General features: G+C 59.0%; 2 protein-coding genes. Both read left to right on the top strand.

Features of this window, described 5'->3' with window-relative positions; genetic code table 11:
* Position 1 precedes the first annotated feature (1 nt).
* Complete coding sequence (locus RBR60_RS09755) at positions 2-5,290, top strand: non-ribosomal peptide synthetase (RefSeq protein ID WP_320356200.1); 5,289 nt, start codon at positions 2-4, stop codon at positions 5,288-5,290.
* Positions 5,287-16,863 carry a non-ribosomal peptide synthetase/type I polyketide synthase gene (locus tag RBR60_RS09760; RefSeq protein ID WP_320356202.1) on the top strand — a complete coding sequence of 3,859 codons (11,577 nt, stop codon included), beginning with the start codon at positions 5,287-5,289 and terminating at the stop codon, positions 16,861-16,863. Before RBR60_RS09755 ends, RBR60_RS09760 begins: the two co-directional genes overlap by 4 nt.
* Positions 16,864-16,953 lie beyond the last annotated feature (90 nt).

The raw sequence follows: 16,953 nt of genomic DNA on the forward strand, positions 1-16,953 counted from the left end.
CATGGATAAACCGTGCGAGCTCCTCGTTTCCCATGAAGACGGAAAAACCGCCGCCGCCCGTCTCTTGACGCCAGACCCGGCCTCGCCGGATCCAACGCACTGGCGGATAATCTGCAAATCCGATGCAGCGCCCCTTCCGCCTCTTTTCTGCGACCGTCTTATCCAACTTGGAAAAAGCGCCCTGTCCGCACCTGAAACTCCGGTTTATCGTCTGGCCTTTCTAACCCCACGAGACCAGGAACAGCTCCGTGCCTGGGGAGGCGCTGCCCGTCCTCGCGAGGTTCATACGGTCATCGACCGGATCCGGGAGCAGGCCCGTTACCGTTCCAACGCCACGGCTATCGCTTTCGGGACATGCAGTCTTTCCTATGGTGAACTTGAAGAAAAAAGCGAGGCTTTGGCACGCCATTTTGTTGCAGGAGGATACCAAAACGGTGAAACCATTGCTGTGTGCATGGAGCGGACACCCTCCTGGGTCGTGGCCCTCACTGCCATTCTTAAAGGGCGTATGGCCTATCTTCCCTTGGATCCCACCCAACCGGATGTACGGCTTGCCTCCCTTCTCAAAACAAGTGGGGTCAAACGTATTATAACGGACACCCTCCATGCCCCGCGCTTTTCTCCCGAAAGCGGCGTTATCCCGGAGGTCATTGATCCCAGCCGAATCTTCACATCCCAAGCACCGCTCAAGGATCCCGATCCCGAAGATCCGGCTTATGTAATCTTCACTTCCGGATCCACCGGCACCCCCAAAGGCGTACAGATTCCCCATTACGGCCTCTCCCACCTCTGTCTTTGGCACGAGGCCGCCTTTCACATTCACTCCGCCACACGAACCGCTCACATGGCTGGAATGGGCTTTGACGCCGCTGTTTGGGAACTCTGGCCCTACCTTGCCTGCGGGGCCTCGGTACGGCTCGCGGATACGGATCTTCCAAAACTTCCCGAACCACTGCGGGACTGGCTTAACGCCCATGCCATTGACATTGCCTTTCTTCCCACGCCTATGGCAGAAGCTTTTCTTGACCTTGATTTTCAGAACAATTTTTCCCTGCGCACCCTGCTCACCGGAGGTGACCGTCTCCGGAAACGCCCAGCCTCTTCGCTGCCATTCCGCCTTATCAACAACTATGGCCCCACCGAAACCAGTGTGGTCGCCACCTCAGGCCCCGTATTGCCAGCCATGGACGCTGGTTCCCTTCCCGACATCGGCCGTCCCATACCCGGCACCCTCATCCGCATTCTGGATCGACGCCATCAGCCCGTTCCGCCTGGCATGAGCGGCGAAATCTGCATCGGCGGCAATGGCCTGATGGCTGGTTATCTCAACCAGGCGCATCTCACAGCCGAACGCCTGGTTCACGACCCGGAAACAGGGATGCCCTTCTATCGAACGGGAGACCGCGCCTGTTTTCTCCAAGACGGCCGCATCGCCTACCTCGGTCGAGAAGAGGACCAGGTGCAGATCCAGGGAGTCCGCGTGGAACCCGGCGAAGTGGAGGCCCACCTTCTCTCCGCGCCAGGAGTGACGGGCGGCATCGTGGTGGTTCGAGAAGATGCTTCCGGCAAACCGAGCCTCCTTGCCTATATCACGGGCTCAGCCCGGCCCGGAGTCGTCCGGGAACATCTCCTTACCCGTCTTCCCTCAGCTATGGTGCCAGGGCGAATTCTTTCCATCAGCGCGATCCCCTTAACCCCCAATGGTAAACCGGACAGAAAACAGCTGCCGGACCCTGGCCCTGATACCGGATCACCGCCCAATCCAGGAACGGAATCCATTGTCGCGGAACTGTTTTCAGAGGCTTTCAATGGAATTCCCATCTTTCGGGAGTCTGACTTTTTCTCCATTGGGGGGCATTCCCTTCTTGCCGCCCGTCTTGTCGAACAAATCGCAAAACGCCTCAACATCCGCATCACCCTCGCGGATCTCCTGCGCTCCCCTACTGTCGCAGAACTTGCCACCTTGATAAAAGGCCGTCCCCAGCTCTCCAATGTGTCTCTGCCCACTCTCATCACAACAGAAACGGATCGCTATCAGCCCTTTCCCCTCACCGATGTCCAGCAGGCTTACTGGATAGGACGACGGACGGATCTCCCTCTCGGCGGAACCGCCACCCATCTTTATCTTGAACTGGATCCCATGGAACAGGATCCCCAACAGCTGGCGCGGGCCTTTGATCGGGTGGTGGCCTGCCACGACATGCTCCGCGCCATTGTCACCCCCGAGGGACAGCAACGGATTCTGGAACAGGTCCCTCCTGTAGACATCCCCATCACAGACCTCTCAGAAATGACCGCAGATCCCGAAACGCTTCTCGCCCACATACGCGCGACCCTTGCACATCAGGTACTCCCCGCCGGCAGCTGGCCACTTTTTGATTTCCGGCTGACCCTCCTTCCTGGAGGTCTCCGCAGGCTGCATCTCTATTTTGACGCTCTCATTCTTGACTACCACAGCATGCTGCGCGTGGTGGACCAGTGGACCCAGATTCTCGCCAATCCCACACATCCACTTCCACCACCCGCCACAAGCTTCAGGGACTACGCCCTGGCAATGACGCAACTTCCTAAAACAGATCGTTTCCGGCAAGACACAAGCTACTGGGACGCAAGGGTCGCTTCGCTGGCGGGCCCTCCGGACCTGCCCCTGGCCCTGGATCCCGACACCCTCTCCGCCCCAGGTTTTGTCCGCAACGGATACCGGCTCCCCCGTCATCTCTGGCAAAGTTTCCAGAACCGATGCCGCAGCACGGGCTGCACACCCTCCGCCGCTCTACTCACCGCCTATGCCGAAACCTTACGGCTCTGGAGCCGAACCGACCGCTTCACCTTAAACCTTACCCTCTTCAATCGTCCTCCTCTTGCGACGGATCTCAGCGACACCGTCGGCGACTTCACTTCCCTCATTTTACTCGCCTGTGATCCTTTGGGGGAGACTCTCAGCCAACGCTGCCGCGCCCTGCAGGAACAACTTTTCAATGATCTCGAACACAGAACCGTCTCCGGTCTCCGCGTCATGCGGAAACTTCCCGAACCGCTCCGGCACAGGGGCATGCCCGTTGTCTTCACCAGCGGGCTCGGCACCGGAGGCACCGAAGATCATCCTCTGAACGGCAGCGTCTTCGCCCGTCTCGGCAGGATTACCTGGGCTCTCACCGAAACGCCTCAGGTCTGGATCGACTGCCAGGCCACCGAGGCCCAGGAAGATCTCCTGCTTTCCTGGGATACGCCTCAGGCTCTCTTCCCCCAGGGAATGGTTTCCGCCATGTTCGCCATCTTTACCGATCTTGTCCGCCGAATGGCCGATACGCCGGGCCTGTGGCACCACCCCCCCGCCCTGTGCCTGCCCGAATCTCAACGGGTCGTACGGATGCGCGTCAATGACACCGGATCGCCTGCCCTCCCTCGCTGCCTCCACCACCCTTTTCTTGAGCAGGCCGCCCGTAACCCCCAAAATCCTGCCATTGCCGATCCCCACCGCCATCTCAGCTATGGAGATCTGTCCAACCGGATGGATGCCCTCGCCAAAAAAATCCGGGAATGGAATGTAAATCCTGGAGATTATGTTGCCATTTCCATTCATCCGGGCTGGCGTCAGGCCGTAGCGGTTCTGGCCGTTCACCGTGCAGGCGGCGCCTACCTTCCCCTGGATCCCCAGCTTCCCGAACAGCGACGTTTCGATCTCCTGCGAACCTGCAATGTGCGCGGGCTCCTCACCGATCCCCACACCGACCATCTGCCATGGCCTCCGGAACTTCTCCGCTGCGTCGTTCCGGAAGAGCAAGAGCGGTTCCCCCCTTCCTTTGAACCACATCCGCGCCAGCACCCCGGAGACCCCGCCTATGTAATCTTCACTTCCGGATCCACAGGAACGCCCAAAGGGGTTGTGATGAGCCATGAGGCGGTATGGAATACGGTGGACGATGTTGCGGAACGCATCCGCATGACAGAAAAGGACAGGCTCTTCACCGTTTCCGCTCTGCACTTCGATCTTTCCGTCTTCGACCTTTTCGCCACCCTTTCCAGAGGCGCCACCCTTGTCTATCCCGCAGCAGATCTCTACCGCGATCCCGGCCACTGGTGCGAGAGAATGAGAGAAACCGACGTAACCCTTTGGAATTCGGTACCTGCCCTGATGGGCATGCTCCTTGATTATAACGGGCCCGAAACCACCGCAGCCCTGGGAGGCCTCCGGTATGCCCTTTTCAGTGGAGACTGGATTCCCACCACCCTTCCGGATCGTATCCGCCGTCACGCTCCTGAAATCCGCATCGCCGGCCTTGGCGGAGCCACAGAAGCGGCCATCTGGTCCAACTGGTTTTCCATCGGCGAAGTCAACCCTCTCTGGACGACCATTCCTTACGGCCTTCCCCTCCGTGCTCAGCGTTACCATGTGCTGGACCGCCATTTCCGGGACTGCCCCGCTCATGTGACCGGCCGCCTTTTCATCTCCGGCGCCGGTCTCGCTCTGGGATATCTCAACGATCCGGGACGTACTGCGGAACGCTTCTTCCCCCATCCTCTCACCGGAGAGAGGCTCTACCGCACCGGCGACCTCGCCTGCTACAGGGAAGACGGGATTCTCATTTTTCAGGGCAGAGAAGACGATCAGATCAAAATCCGAGGTTACAGAATCGAACCTGGCGAAACCGAGGCTATCCTATGCCGTCACCCCGACGTGGAACAGGCCGTGGTGGCCCCACGGTCCGGGCCTTCCGGAGACCCAGTCCTCGTGGGCTGGTATCGCGCCGCCAGGACAGATCCTGGCCCGGAAACCCTGCGTGAGTTCTGCACCGCCGTCCTTCCCACCGCCCTTGTTCCCCAAGTTTTTGTCCCCGTACAGAATATCCCGCTGAACGCCAACGGCAAAGTGGACCGATCCAGGCTGCCGGATCCACCCTGGATCGTCCACCGAAACGGAAAAAATCGAACAAGGGACAAACTTTCCGAACCCTCAACCCTGGAAAAGACCCTCCTGGAACTTTTTTCTAAAGCCCTTTCCATTCCAGATCCCGATCCCACAGCAAGCTTTTTCGAGCTTGGTGCGGATTCCCTCAGGCTTGTCCGGTTTCAGGGGATGCTGGAGCGTCATCTTGGCCGACGTATTCCCATCGTCATCTTCTTTTCTCACCCCTCCATCACCAGGCTGGCCCGTTTCATCGCATCGGAAAACGAAACCGGAAACCCAGCAGCACATGCGGTCCCTAACCGGACCGAGCGCCGTAAGGCGCGCAGAATCCGCAACATTCAGGCCTCATCCCCCATAACAAATCCGGAGGTATCTGCATGATTTCCGAAACATCTTCCGACACCATCGCCATCATCGGCATGGCATGCCGCTTTCCCGACGCGGATAATCTCTCTCAATTCTGGCTCAATCTCACAGAAAGCCACTGCGCTCTGCGTTCCTTCACGGATAAGGAACTCACCGAGGCTGGTGTGCCAGAAGCCTCAAAAAAGGATCCCGCCTACGTCCGGGCAGGCTACATTCTGGACCGGCCCCTGGATTTCGATGCTGGTTTTTTCGGATTCAACACAGCAGAGGCTGAACGAATGGATCCCCAACACCGTCTTTTTCTGGAAACCGTATGGACAGCCTTTGAACACGCTGGCCAGGACCCGGAACGCTTTGAAGGAGAAATCGGGATTTTCGCAAGCGCCAAAATGAGCACCTATCATCTGGGCCGCCACATCACCCGCTCCTTGGTCTGCGATGCCACGGGCATGCAGTCCCTCATTGCGAGCGACAAAGATTACGTGGCTCTCCGCGCCGCCTACGCCTTTAACCTCAAGGGACCTGCGGTTACCGTACAGTCCGCCTGCTCTTCTTCCCTTGTGGCCGTGCACATGGCCTGCGAATCCCTCCTTTCCGGCGGATGTGATATGGCCGTCGCCGGAGCCGCCGCCATTCTCCATCCCCAGACCCTGGGCTATCGACACCAAGCGGGCATGATTCTTTCTCCGGATGGTCTCTGCCGCGCCTTTGACGCCGAAGCGAAAGGCATGGCCGCAGGAAACGGCGTGGGCGCTGTGATTCTCAGACGGCATGAAGACGCCGCCCGGGACGGAGATCCCATCCTTGCCCTGATCCGGGGCAGCGCTATGAATAATGATGGCCGCAACAAGGCTGGCTTCAACGCTCCAGCCGCAGAGGGTCAGCGCCGAGTCATCCGGGACGCTCTGGATATGGCTGGCATCCCTCCGGATACCATCGGTTATGTGGAAACCCACGGAACAGGAACGGAAATTGGTGATCCCATCGAAGTATCCGCCCTCACCGCCGCCTTTGGCCCCAGTGCCGGCAAGCCGGGCTCCTGCGCCATCGGATCGGTGAAAACCAATATCGGCCATCTGGATACAGCCGCCGGGATCGCTGGACTCATCAAGACCGTACTCTGCCTCCGGAACAGCACCCTCGTACCCAGCCTCCACTTTAAAAAACCCAATCCGGAAATCGATTTCGCCGCAACCCCTTTCCACGTAAATACCCAAACCCGTCCCTGGGAAAGCAAGGATCACCCCCGGCGCGCCGGCGTCAGCAGTTTCGGCATCGGCGGCACCAATGTCCATCTGGTGCTGGAAGAAGCCCCGGTCATGACACGAAAACCGGCAATCGGCGTCTTTCCCCTCATCCTTTCCGCCCGGACGAAAACCGCCCTTTTGGCCCGCGCCAGAGATCTTGCCGATTTTCTGGACTCTGATCCTGCGCCCGACCTTGCCGCCGTCAGCCGCACCCTGGCAGAAGGACGCCGTCACTTTTCCCACCGTCTCGCTCTGGCCTCCGGAAATGCGCAGGAAACCGCCCGCACCCTGCGCGCTTTCGCAAATGAGCCACAGTCCAGCCCCCTTTCCTACACCGAAGCACCCGCCCGGCGCCGCGTGCTCGCTTTCACCGGCCAGGGAAGCCTTGTTCCCGGTGCTGCTGCAAGGCTTGTCCAGGAAAACAGGCAGTTTAAAAAAATATTACAGCATGCCGATTTTCTTTTGAAAAACAGGATTCACCATCCCGTTTCCGCCCTGCTCACAGATCCAGCTCTGGCTGAAGCCCTCCAAAATCCCAGCCTTCAGCAGCCTGCCCATTTCGCCCTGTCATGGGCACTATGGGAAATGTGGCAGGATCGGGGTTTTGTTCCAGACCTTGTGACAGGACACAGCATCGGCATGTTTCCAGCAGCCGCAGCAGCAGGAGCACTCGGCTTTGAAGAAGCGCTCCTTCTTGTCGCCGAACGCGGAAGACTCACGGCACAGTTCGCGCCTGCCGGTAAAATGCTGTCCATCGCCGCCTCCGAAGACAGCATCCGCCCCCTGCTTGCGCAAACGGAAAAAGTCTTCCTCAGCGCCCACAACGGCCCCGCCGGAATTGTAGTCGCGGGACGGGAGCCCGCGATGGATCGCCTCACGCACATCCTCAACGCCCGGAAAATTACCTGGAAGCATCTCCCCATGGATCGCCCCTTCCACACTCCGGAAATGGAAGAGGTGGGAAAACGATTCGCCCGGACCGCCGCCGCCCTTTCCTGGCGATGCCCCACCATTCCCCTTATCCAGGATCTTTACGGCACCATTTTCAGCGGAGCGCCGGAAAACGATTACTGGTGCCGCCACTTCACCGATCCTGTTCGCTTCGACAAGGTTATGGATACACTTGAGGCTGGAGATCTGATCCTTGAAATCGGCGGACGGCCCATTCTCTCCGGTCTGATCCGGTCCGCGAAATCCGACGTGACCACCGTTTGCAGTCTCCGTCCCGCCGTGCCTGGGAATTTTCAGATTGCGGAAAGCACAGCTATCCTTGCTATCCATGAAGCTCTCCCTGCCTCCGCCCTCCTCCCGCAGGACCTTCCTCCCCGCACCCACCTTCCCTGCTACCCCTTTGAACGGAAAACCTACACCCTCCCCGCGACACCGCCATCTCCGGCAGCAAAGGATCCCGTTGCAGACTACGCAGAAAACTTCCTGACAGCAGCACAGCAACGTCTTGCCCCACTGGATCCAGAAGGGCTCGCCATCCTCAGGCCGGAAATGGAAAAACGGCTCGCTGCCTACGTCAGTTCGGCTTTCCGCACCCTGGTCGATGGCGCAGACGTTTTTCTTCCCGACAATCTCCGATCCCGTGTCCCCCCCATCTTTCACCCCCTCCTCCAACGCCTGATCACCGCCCTTATCCGAAACGACGTTGCCGTGGCAGAAAACGCCCACATCCGGCTTCTTCCGATCAAGACACCGGAAGACGCCGCAATGCTCGCCGCAGGACTGAACCGCCATCCGGCCTTTGGCAAGGGAACTGCGCTATTTGAATTCCTCCACCATTGCGGCATTTCCCTGCCCCTGATTCTTTCCGGCCAGATGGAGCCCAGAGAACTCCTCTTTCCAGGCGGCGGCTTCGGCCTCCTGGATCAGATTTACCGCAACCATCCCCAGGCCGATGCCCTCAACGGCCTCATAGCCGACGTCGTAGCGGAACTCACCGCCATCGCGCCCTCCAATGTTCCCCTCACCCTCACCGAAATCGGTGCGGGAACAGGTGCAACCACGGCGGCTCTTCTGCAGGTACTTCCCGCCCACCGCATCCGTTACCGGTTCACCGACATCTCTCCCCTCTTTCTCGACCGCGCCTGTGAACGCTTCGGCGACAGAATCCTGTGTGGCGTCTTCGACCTCACACGCCCACCGGAATCCCAAGACATACCACTAGAATCTCAAGATATTATAGTTGCTGCGAACAGTCTGCACACCACACCGGACATCCGCCAGGCCCTCATGCACACGGCGGCCCTTCTCAGGCCCGGAGGTCTCCTCATCCTGAGGGAAATGACCCGGCCCGGCCTCGCCTTTGATCTCACCTTTGGATCTGTCATGCCACCCTTTGCCAAAGAAGACCCCAGAACAGTCCTTCCCTACCTCAGCCCGGATCAATGGCGGCAGCTGTCCCTCGACTGTGGTCTCAGTTCGATTGCCCAGGCCCCGGAAACCGATGTCTCTGGCCTGGACGAGCATGTCATGCTCTTCAGAAAACCGGGGAACCAGGCTTTTGGCGGTCTCCTCTCCCCTGACTTCCACCTTTCAGAGGCCCATCCCCTCCTCGGCTCAGCCACAGAATCTCCTCTGGGACACAGGGAATTTTCCACACATCTGGATCCCATCCGCCTTCCCTTTCTTCGGGATCACCGGATCCACGGGGTTTCCGTTCTTCCCGGCACGGCTTTCATGGAACTGCTTCTGTCCCTTTCTCGCGAGACAGGGACAGAAACCATGGGGTTCCGTGACCTTGTCATCCACCGCCCCATACTTCCCCGAATGGATGGCAGCACCCGGCTGACCACCGTGCTGGAACCTCTGACCTCCGGTCATCGGGTGCGGATCTTCGGCAGACAGACACAGGGCTGGGAGCTACATGGAGAAGCCGTGCTGCCTTCCGGCACCCCGTCTCATCCAAACGAATCCAGCCATGATCTTTCGCCCTCCCTCTCCCAACTGGCCGCCACCATCAGAACCCCCATGGACCCCGAAAATTTTTATTGCCGGTTCCGGGATGACACCGGTCTTGTATTGGGTGCTGGATTTCAGGGCATCCGGGAGCTTTTTCTTGGCAAAAACGAAGGGCTGGCGCGACTGATCCTTCCCTCCTCCACGGCCGCTCCGTCCTTTGTCATCCACCCGGCCCTGCTGGACGCCGGGCTCCAGGTGATCTGGGCCGCCCGCATCGGCGCATCCGTCACCCCGGAGACCGTTTTCCTGCCCATGGCTCTGGACCAGTGCGACGTTTTAGACGCAAAAAAACTTTCCTCTGCCACCACCCTCTGGTGCCATGGCCAGTATGAGGAAGCAGGATCGGGTTTTATCGCCCATCTCCGACTTTTCCATACAGACGGAAGCCCGCTCCTCCTCCTTTCCGGGTTGCATTCCGTTCCCGCATCAAAGGAAGCTATGCAGCGCATTGCCAGGCCCGCATCCTTTCCTGCTCCCACCTTCTGGGATCTCTCCTGGAATCCTTTACCCCCCACCTCCCGAAAACTTTCCGGTCTCTGGTTCCTCGTTCCCGATGCTGCCGGCAGGTTCATGGCCGTGGAAACCGCCCTTCACCAAGCTGGCGCCACAGTCTTCCGCCTCCCCCAGAACGGAACCCCCACCGATTGGATCCGGGAAATGAGCGGCATGCCGGAGATCGCGGGTTTTCTCCTTCCTGAGACCCCGAATCCCACCGCCGGGCCTCAGATCGTTGAAAAGACCGCATGGGACACAGTGAATCTGATCCGCACCCTCGCGACAATGGAACGCCCACCCGGACGGATCGTGGCCCTTACCCGGGACGCCATTTCCACTGCCGAAGGAGAAGGGACCCGCGTCCCCGAGGCCGTCCGCGCCGCTCTTTTCCTCACGGCGGCAGCGGAATTCCCCAGCCTATGCTTCCAGGTGCTGGATCTGCCCCCTCTTTCCAGGGTGGATGAAGCGAACCATCTCGTCACCGCCTTATCCCCCATGGAAAACGGGATCTTCCCCCCCCGGATGGCGCTGCGAGAGAAAAAACTTCTCGTTCCGACCCTCATCTCCGCATCCCCGCCCGCAAATTCCGTCCACAGACTGGACCCGGAAGGTCTTTATGTGGTCACAGGCGGTCTCGGTGGCGCAGGCGCAACGCTGATCCGTCGCCTCCACCACCAGGGAGCCCGCCGGATCGCCATCTTTACCCGACATCCGGAAACCCGCTCCGGCCTCATCAAAACCCTACGCGCGCTTCCTGCGCTGAATCTCTCTGTCCACTCCGTGGACTGCGGCGAAAAAACCGCCGTAGATGCTGCGTTCGATGCCCTTGAGACAGACGGGATCCCGGTCAGAGGAATCTTTCATCTGGCAGGCCTTCTCCGAGAGACCGCCCTTATCACGGAAACCGAGGCAGGTATCCATGAAGCCCTCCGTCCCAAACTCAGCGGGGCCTGGCATCTGCACACCCGGACCCTGGGGCTGCCCCTTGATCACTTCGTTCTTTTTTCCTCCATCGCCGCCCTCTGGGGCAGCCCCGGCATCGGCGCCTATGCGGCAGCCAATGCCGGGCTCGACGCCCTCGCCGCCTTCCGCAGACACCTGGGGCTTCCCGGCCTCTCCGTGCGCTGGGGAGAATTTTCCGACGCGGGCATGCTGGCGAAGGATGAAAAAGGCAGAAAACAAAGGGAATCCATGGGTGTTTTTTCCATGACCACCGAAACATCCATGGAAAACCTCATGGCCATCCTTGAAAAACCGCCTGTCACCGTGACCTTCGCCTCACTCGACAAAAATCGCCTTGCCCAAACCATGGCCTTACGTCAGGACCTTTTTCATCCTCCCGGCATTCCGCTCCATGACACCAGCCTCCCCTCTTCCACGACGGTCAGAGTCCATGAATCCGAAGCCCCTGCGCCCACACTGGAGTCAATCACCAGCGATCTCATGGAAAAACTCACATCCCGGCTCAAGATAACCAGAAACGCTCTCAGGCTGGATGACGATCTCCTTACCCTCGGCATGGATTCCCTCATGTTCATAGATCTCGCAGACGCCCTGTCCCGATCCTATGGAATCCGGCTCCGCCCCCACCGCCTCCTCACTGCAGCAACACCGAAAGCCATCACGTCCCTGCTGGCCGGTCTTCTTGAAATCCCATCACCCGGATCCACAGGACCCGTGTCAGGATCCAATCCTGGCATCCCCCCACGCAATCTCCATCAGGCAAACGCGCCCTTCCCACTCACGGACATCCAGCAAGCCTACTGGGTTGGCAGAAACGGAGCCTTCCGGCTGGGGAACATCGCCTGCCACTCTTATTTTGAAATGGAATGCGACACCCTGGATACAAACCGCTACGAAACCGCATGGAACGATCTGATCGTTCGCCACCCCATGCTGCAGGCAGTAATCCGGAGCGACGGGCGCCAGGAGATCCCGGCCGTCACGCCCCGTTTCTCCATTCCGGTTCAGGATCTCAGGGAAATGAATACGGAGGAACGTGAAAAACGTCTTGTCTCCCTTCGAGAAGAAATGGGAAGCCAGATTCTTGATACCGCAACCTGGCCGCTTTTCGATGTCAGGATCTCCCTTCTTCCCCAAAACACCGCACGCATTCACATCGACATCGATATGCTCGTGGCAGACATCCACAGCATCGGTCTCATGATCGACGAACTGGCGCGGCTTTACGAAAATCCTGTTGGCCTGGACGCTCCGCCATCCCTCACCTTCAGGGATTATGTCCTCCAGCAGGAATCCATGGAAACCGAAAAGAACAAAGCCAGGCGCTACTGGATGAACCGCCTCCCAAACCTTCCCCCGGCACCGGAACTCCCCCTTGCCGTGTTTCCTGAACACATCGCAAAATCGGTCTGTATCCGCCGGACCGGAGGCATGTCCCCGAAAGAGTGGAAGGTGCTCAAGACAGAGGCCTCGCACAGGGGGCTTACCCCATCAAGCTTACTGCTTTCCGCCTTCTGCGCCGTAATCGGCCGCTGGAGCCGTTCCAGAAACTTCACCCTCAACATCACACGGATTAACCGCCCGGCAAGCCATCCTGAAATCCACAGGGTGGTGGGAGATTTCACTTCCGCCATACTCCTCGCCGTGGAACCTGCAGCCCACGCCACCTTCACGGAAACAGCCCTTGCCCTGCAACAGCGCCTCTGGGAAGACATGGAACACAGCGCCTTCAGCGCCATAGCAGTACAACGGGAACGCTCCCGGCAAGCCGAGGGGCTTACCGAAGCCGCCACAGGCGTGGTTTTCACCAGCGCCCTGGGCCTCTCCAGCCTCAAAACCAACCGGCTCACGGGAGAACGTCTGGGGTACGGGGTTTCCCAGACTCCCCAGGTTCTCTTTGATCATCAGATCTTTGAGATGGACGGCGCCCTTGCCTTCAACTGGGACACCGTGGACGCCGCCTTCCCTCAGGGCATGCTGGACGCCATGTTTCAGGCATACACACGCCTTCTTTCGGATCTTGTCTCTGGCCGGGCCTGGGATGCCACACATCCGGTCCCCCTTCCCGAAGGCCAGGCGCTCCTGCGCAGCCGTATCAATGCGACGGATCAGGATATTCCCACCGGCCGCATTCACGACGGCGTGATCCGCCATGCCGAAAACACTCCGGATGCCCCCGCTCTTTTTTATGACCAGGGCGTCCTTTCTTATAAGGTCCTCCATGAAAAAGCCCTCTCCCTGGCCGCTCTACTTCTGCCCCACGGAATCCGCCCGGACGAACCCGTAGGCGTGATGCTTCCCAAAGGGCCTCTTCAGGCGATCTCCATTCTCGCCGTCCTCTATGCCGGCGCACCCTATCTTCCCCTGGACCCCGCCACACCGGAAGCCCGGCTTACCACGATCCTGAAGGACAGCGGCGCAAGAGTCGTACTCGCTGACGGCAACGAAACGCTGTTGCCGCCCGCCATTGTCTGCATCAATCCGGAAGAAGCAGGCCAGTCCCGCGCCATGCCAGCACCCGCCGACATCAACCGGCCCGACGATCTTGCCTATATAATCTTCACCTCGGGTTCCACCGGACGTCCCAAGGGTGTCGCCATGGAGCACCGCAGCACGGTCAACACTATCCGCGACATCGTGACACACTGCGGACTGAACTCTGAAGATCGGAGCCTCTGCCTGTCCAGCCATACCTTCGATCTTTCCGTCTTTGATCTTTTCGGTATCTGGGAAGCTGGCGGCGCAGTGGTTCTTCCCTCTTCAGCCACAGAAAGGGACCCGGCAGCCTGGATCCATCTCATACGCCAACATAACGTCACATTGTGGAATACCGTACCCACCCTCATGGAAATGCTCACCGACTATCCGGAAACGGGTATCCTGCCCCTTCCCCTCCGCTATGTGCTTCTCAGTGGCGACCGTATTCTTCCCGGCCTGCCTGATAAAATCCGATCCATGGCGCCGGAAGCGCACATCCTCGCTTTGGGTGGAGCAACGGAAGCGGCCATATGGTCCATCTACTATCCCGTGGAAACCGTCGACCCAACCTGGAAAACTATTCCTTACGGTCGGCCCCTCTCCAACCAGCGGTTTCATGTCCTGGATGCGGATCTCCTGCCCGCTCCGGACTGGGTAACGGGAGATCTCTACATCGCAGGCATCGGTCTTGCCCGTGAATACTGGAAAGATCCGGAACAGACCGAAAAGGCCTTCCTCCTCCATCCCGGAACCGGAGAGCGTCTCTATCGCACCGGGGATCTCGGCCGGTATCGCGATGATGGGGTCATTGAAATTCTCGGAAGGGAAGACGCCCAGGTGAAGGTGAATGGATATCGTATTGAGCTGGGAGAGGTGGAAGCGGCACTTCGACGACATCCCGGTGTAAGTGACGCTGCAGCCCAGGTTGTGGGGACCTCACGACAGGGTCGGCGGCTGGTGGGCTATGTCGTACCGGAACCCGAGACGGACCTGCTCTTTCTTTCCGATGAAAGCGATCGGGAAACCACAGACAAGATATGGTCCAGATCCCTGAGTGCGGGGTTCCGCGCTGTACAGGGTACTAGTCCGCTTTCCGCCAAATTCCGCGAAGCCTGGTCACGCCTTGAAACCCTGCACGATCAAAGCCTCCGAAATCTTATGGCCACCCAAGGTTTTTTCACGGAAATCGGGGAACGCCAAACTGTCTCTGGACTTATGGTCCGTAGCCGCTTCCGGGATCGCTATGAAAAATGGCTCCGCAGAGGACTCCTCTGCCTTGTCCGGGACGGCTGGCTTGCACAGGAGGATCAGCACACCTTCCGGGCACTGAAGGCTATGACCCCCGTGGATCTGGAACCTGAAATTCAAAAAATTCTAGATAATATCAAATATTTCGAAGGACTTATTGAGCCGCCACAGATGGGACTGATGTTCAAGGTGGCTCGGCAGCTTGCCGCCGTCCTCCGGGAGGATCTCCACTCTGCGGAACTTTATGCATCGGAAGAAGCCAAAGGGGTCTATCGCAAGCTTTTCAGGGACTGCAACCAAATTCTCCTCGCCTTTATTTCCGCTACGGTGGAAAATTTTCCAGGCAATCGGCCTCTCAGGGTGCTGGAGGTTGGAGCTGGCCACGGCGGCACCACAGGGATCATTCTCGACTGTTTCAAACCCGAAGCCACAGAGTATATATATACGGATATTTCCGATTACTTCTTGGAAAACGCCGCAGAAAAATTTCGCGCCTATCCCTTCCTCTCCTATCGTCGCTTTGATCTCAACCTGCCCCCCGAGGCCCAGGGGTTGCCCCGCAGGTATTATGATCTCGTCGTGGCATCCAGCGTCCTGCATGACACCCGCGACATCGCAGCCACGCTCCGCCATCTGGAAACAGTCACCGCACCGGGTGGCATCCTCCTCGTCACTGAAGAAACCCGTTTCTTTCGATCCTTTGACCTTCAGATGGGGGTACAGCAGGGCTTCGATGTTTTCACAGACACGCATTTCCGCCAAAACCATCCCCTCGCGGACCGAGCCATGTGGAACCAGGCGCTGGGCCTCGCAGGATTCACCGAATCCAGGGTGGTGACCGCGCCCGGATCCACCATCGACTTTCTTGGCTTCGACATTCTCGCCGCACGAATGCCATCGGTGGTTCGGAAATTCGACGAGGCGGGTCTTGCTGAGTTCCTCACCCGTCATCTGCCCGCCTATATGGTTCCAGGCCGGATCCTGATGCTGGAAAGTCTTCCTGTTTCCACCAACGGGAAAATCGATCGGAAACGCCTGCCTATTCCAAATCGGGAAATGAGCGACCGTAAGACAGGGTATGCCCCACCGGAGACAGACACTCAAACCCACGTGATCGCCATATGGCGGGAACTTCTCAAAAACGAAAGTCTCGGTATCCACGATAACGTCTTCGCCGCAGGAGGAGATTCCCTCATGGCCACCCGGGCCGTTACCCGGCTTCAGCAGCATTTCGGCATCCCCCTCACCGTTCAGCACATGTATTCCGCCCCCACCGTGGCGCTTCTTTCCGCAGCCATCGACGGCATGGCATCCGAACCTGCCGGTCCCGTACGCCGTCTCCGGTCCGGAGGCAGCGCCCCGCCACTCTTCTGTCTCCACGAAGCCGCAGGGTCCCTCAACGGCTACCGCCACTTTCCTGCGCTTCTTCCGCAGGAAATCCCCCTGTTCGGTCTCATTCCTGCGGAAGGGAAACCCGTTTCCGCCATTCCCCAGGCCGCCGCAGCCTATATTCAGGCCATACGAAAACTTCACCCCCAGGGCCCCTACCACATCGCCGGCTTCTGCATGGGAGGGGTTATCGCTCAGGAGATGGCCCGGCAACTGGAAAAACAGGGGGAAACCGTGCGGCTCGCCCTGCTGGATTCAGTACCCTTCCCTTCAGGGTTTGAAGACAACGACCTGAACCTTCTGGCCTCAGCCCTGAGTTATCACCGCATTCCCCTGGCCCGTTTCGGCCTGCATGCCAAGTTCACCGTAGAAGAACGGCGTCTGGGAATGGATATCCCCATTCCTACCGGACAAAAGGCGGCCTGCACCCTTGAGGAACTGGACAGCATGCCCCATGACGCCCGTATTGCCTTTATCCATTCCATAGCCCGTGCTTCCGGCGATCTGCCGGAGGAAGTCACATATGCAGCTTTCAAAGAAACCTGCATGGCCATTGCTTCGGGAGTCCGCGCCCTTCTTGCCCACACCCCCGGAAAATGCAACGCTCCCGCCCTTTTTATACGGGCTTCGGAGCCTGAAAAACGAGCCGACCCCCTGCCTTACTGGGAGGTTCGCCATGCCGAGCTTGCCATCATCAATGCGGGAGGGGATCATTTTTCCATGATGGAGCCCCCGCATATCAACACATGGCTCCCTCATCTGGTCCGGCATTTCCGCGCCAGCGCCCTGGCCGCAGCCTGATAACGCCCTCCAGACCATTGGCAAGGCCACCTGCACAGAGGAGGCCTTGCCGCTTCACAACCCAAACCGCATCGGAGATGCTTTTCCGCC

This window comes from Desulfobotulus sp. (assembly GCF_034006065.1).
In the GTDB taxonomy this organism is placed as follows: Bacteria; Desulfobacterota; Desulfobacteria; order Desulfobacterales; family ASO4-4; genus Desulfobotulus.

Coding starts and splice junctions, on each gene's coding strand:
- RBR60_RS09755 (WP_320356200.1), top strand. CDS start 2: ATGGATAAACCGTGCGAGCTCCTCGTTTCCCATGAAGACGGAAAAACC.
- RBR60_RS09760 (WP_320356202.1), top strand. CDS start 5,287: ATGATTTCCGAAACATCTTCCGACACCATCGCCATCATCGGCATGGCA.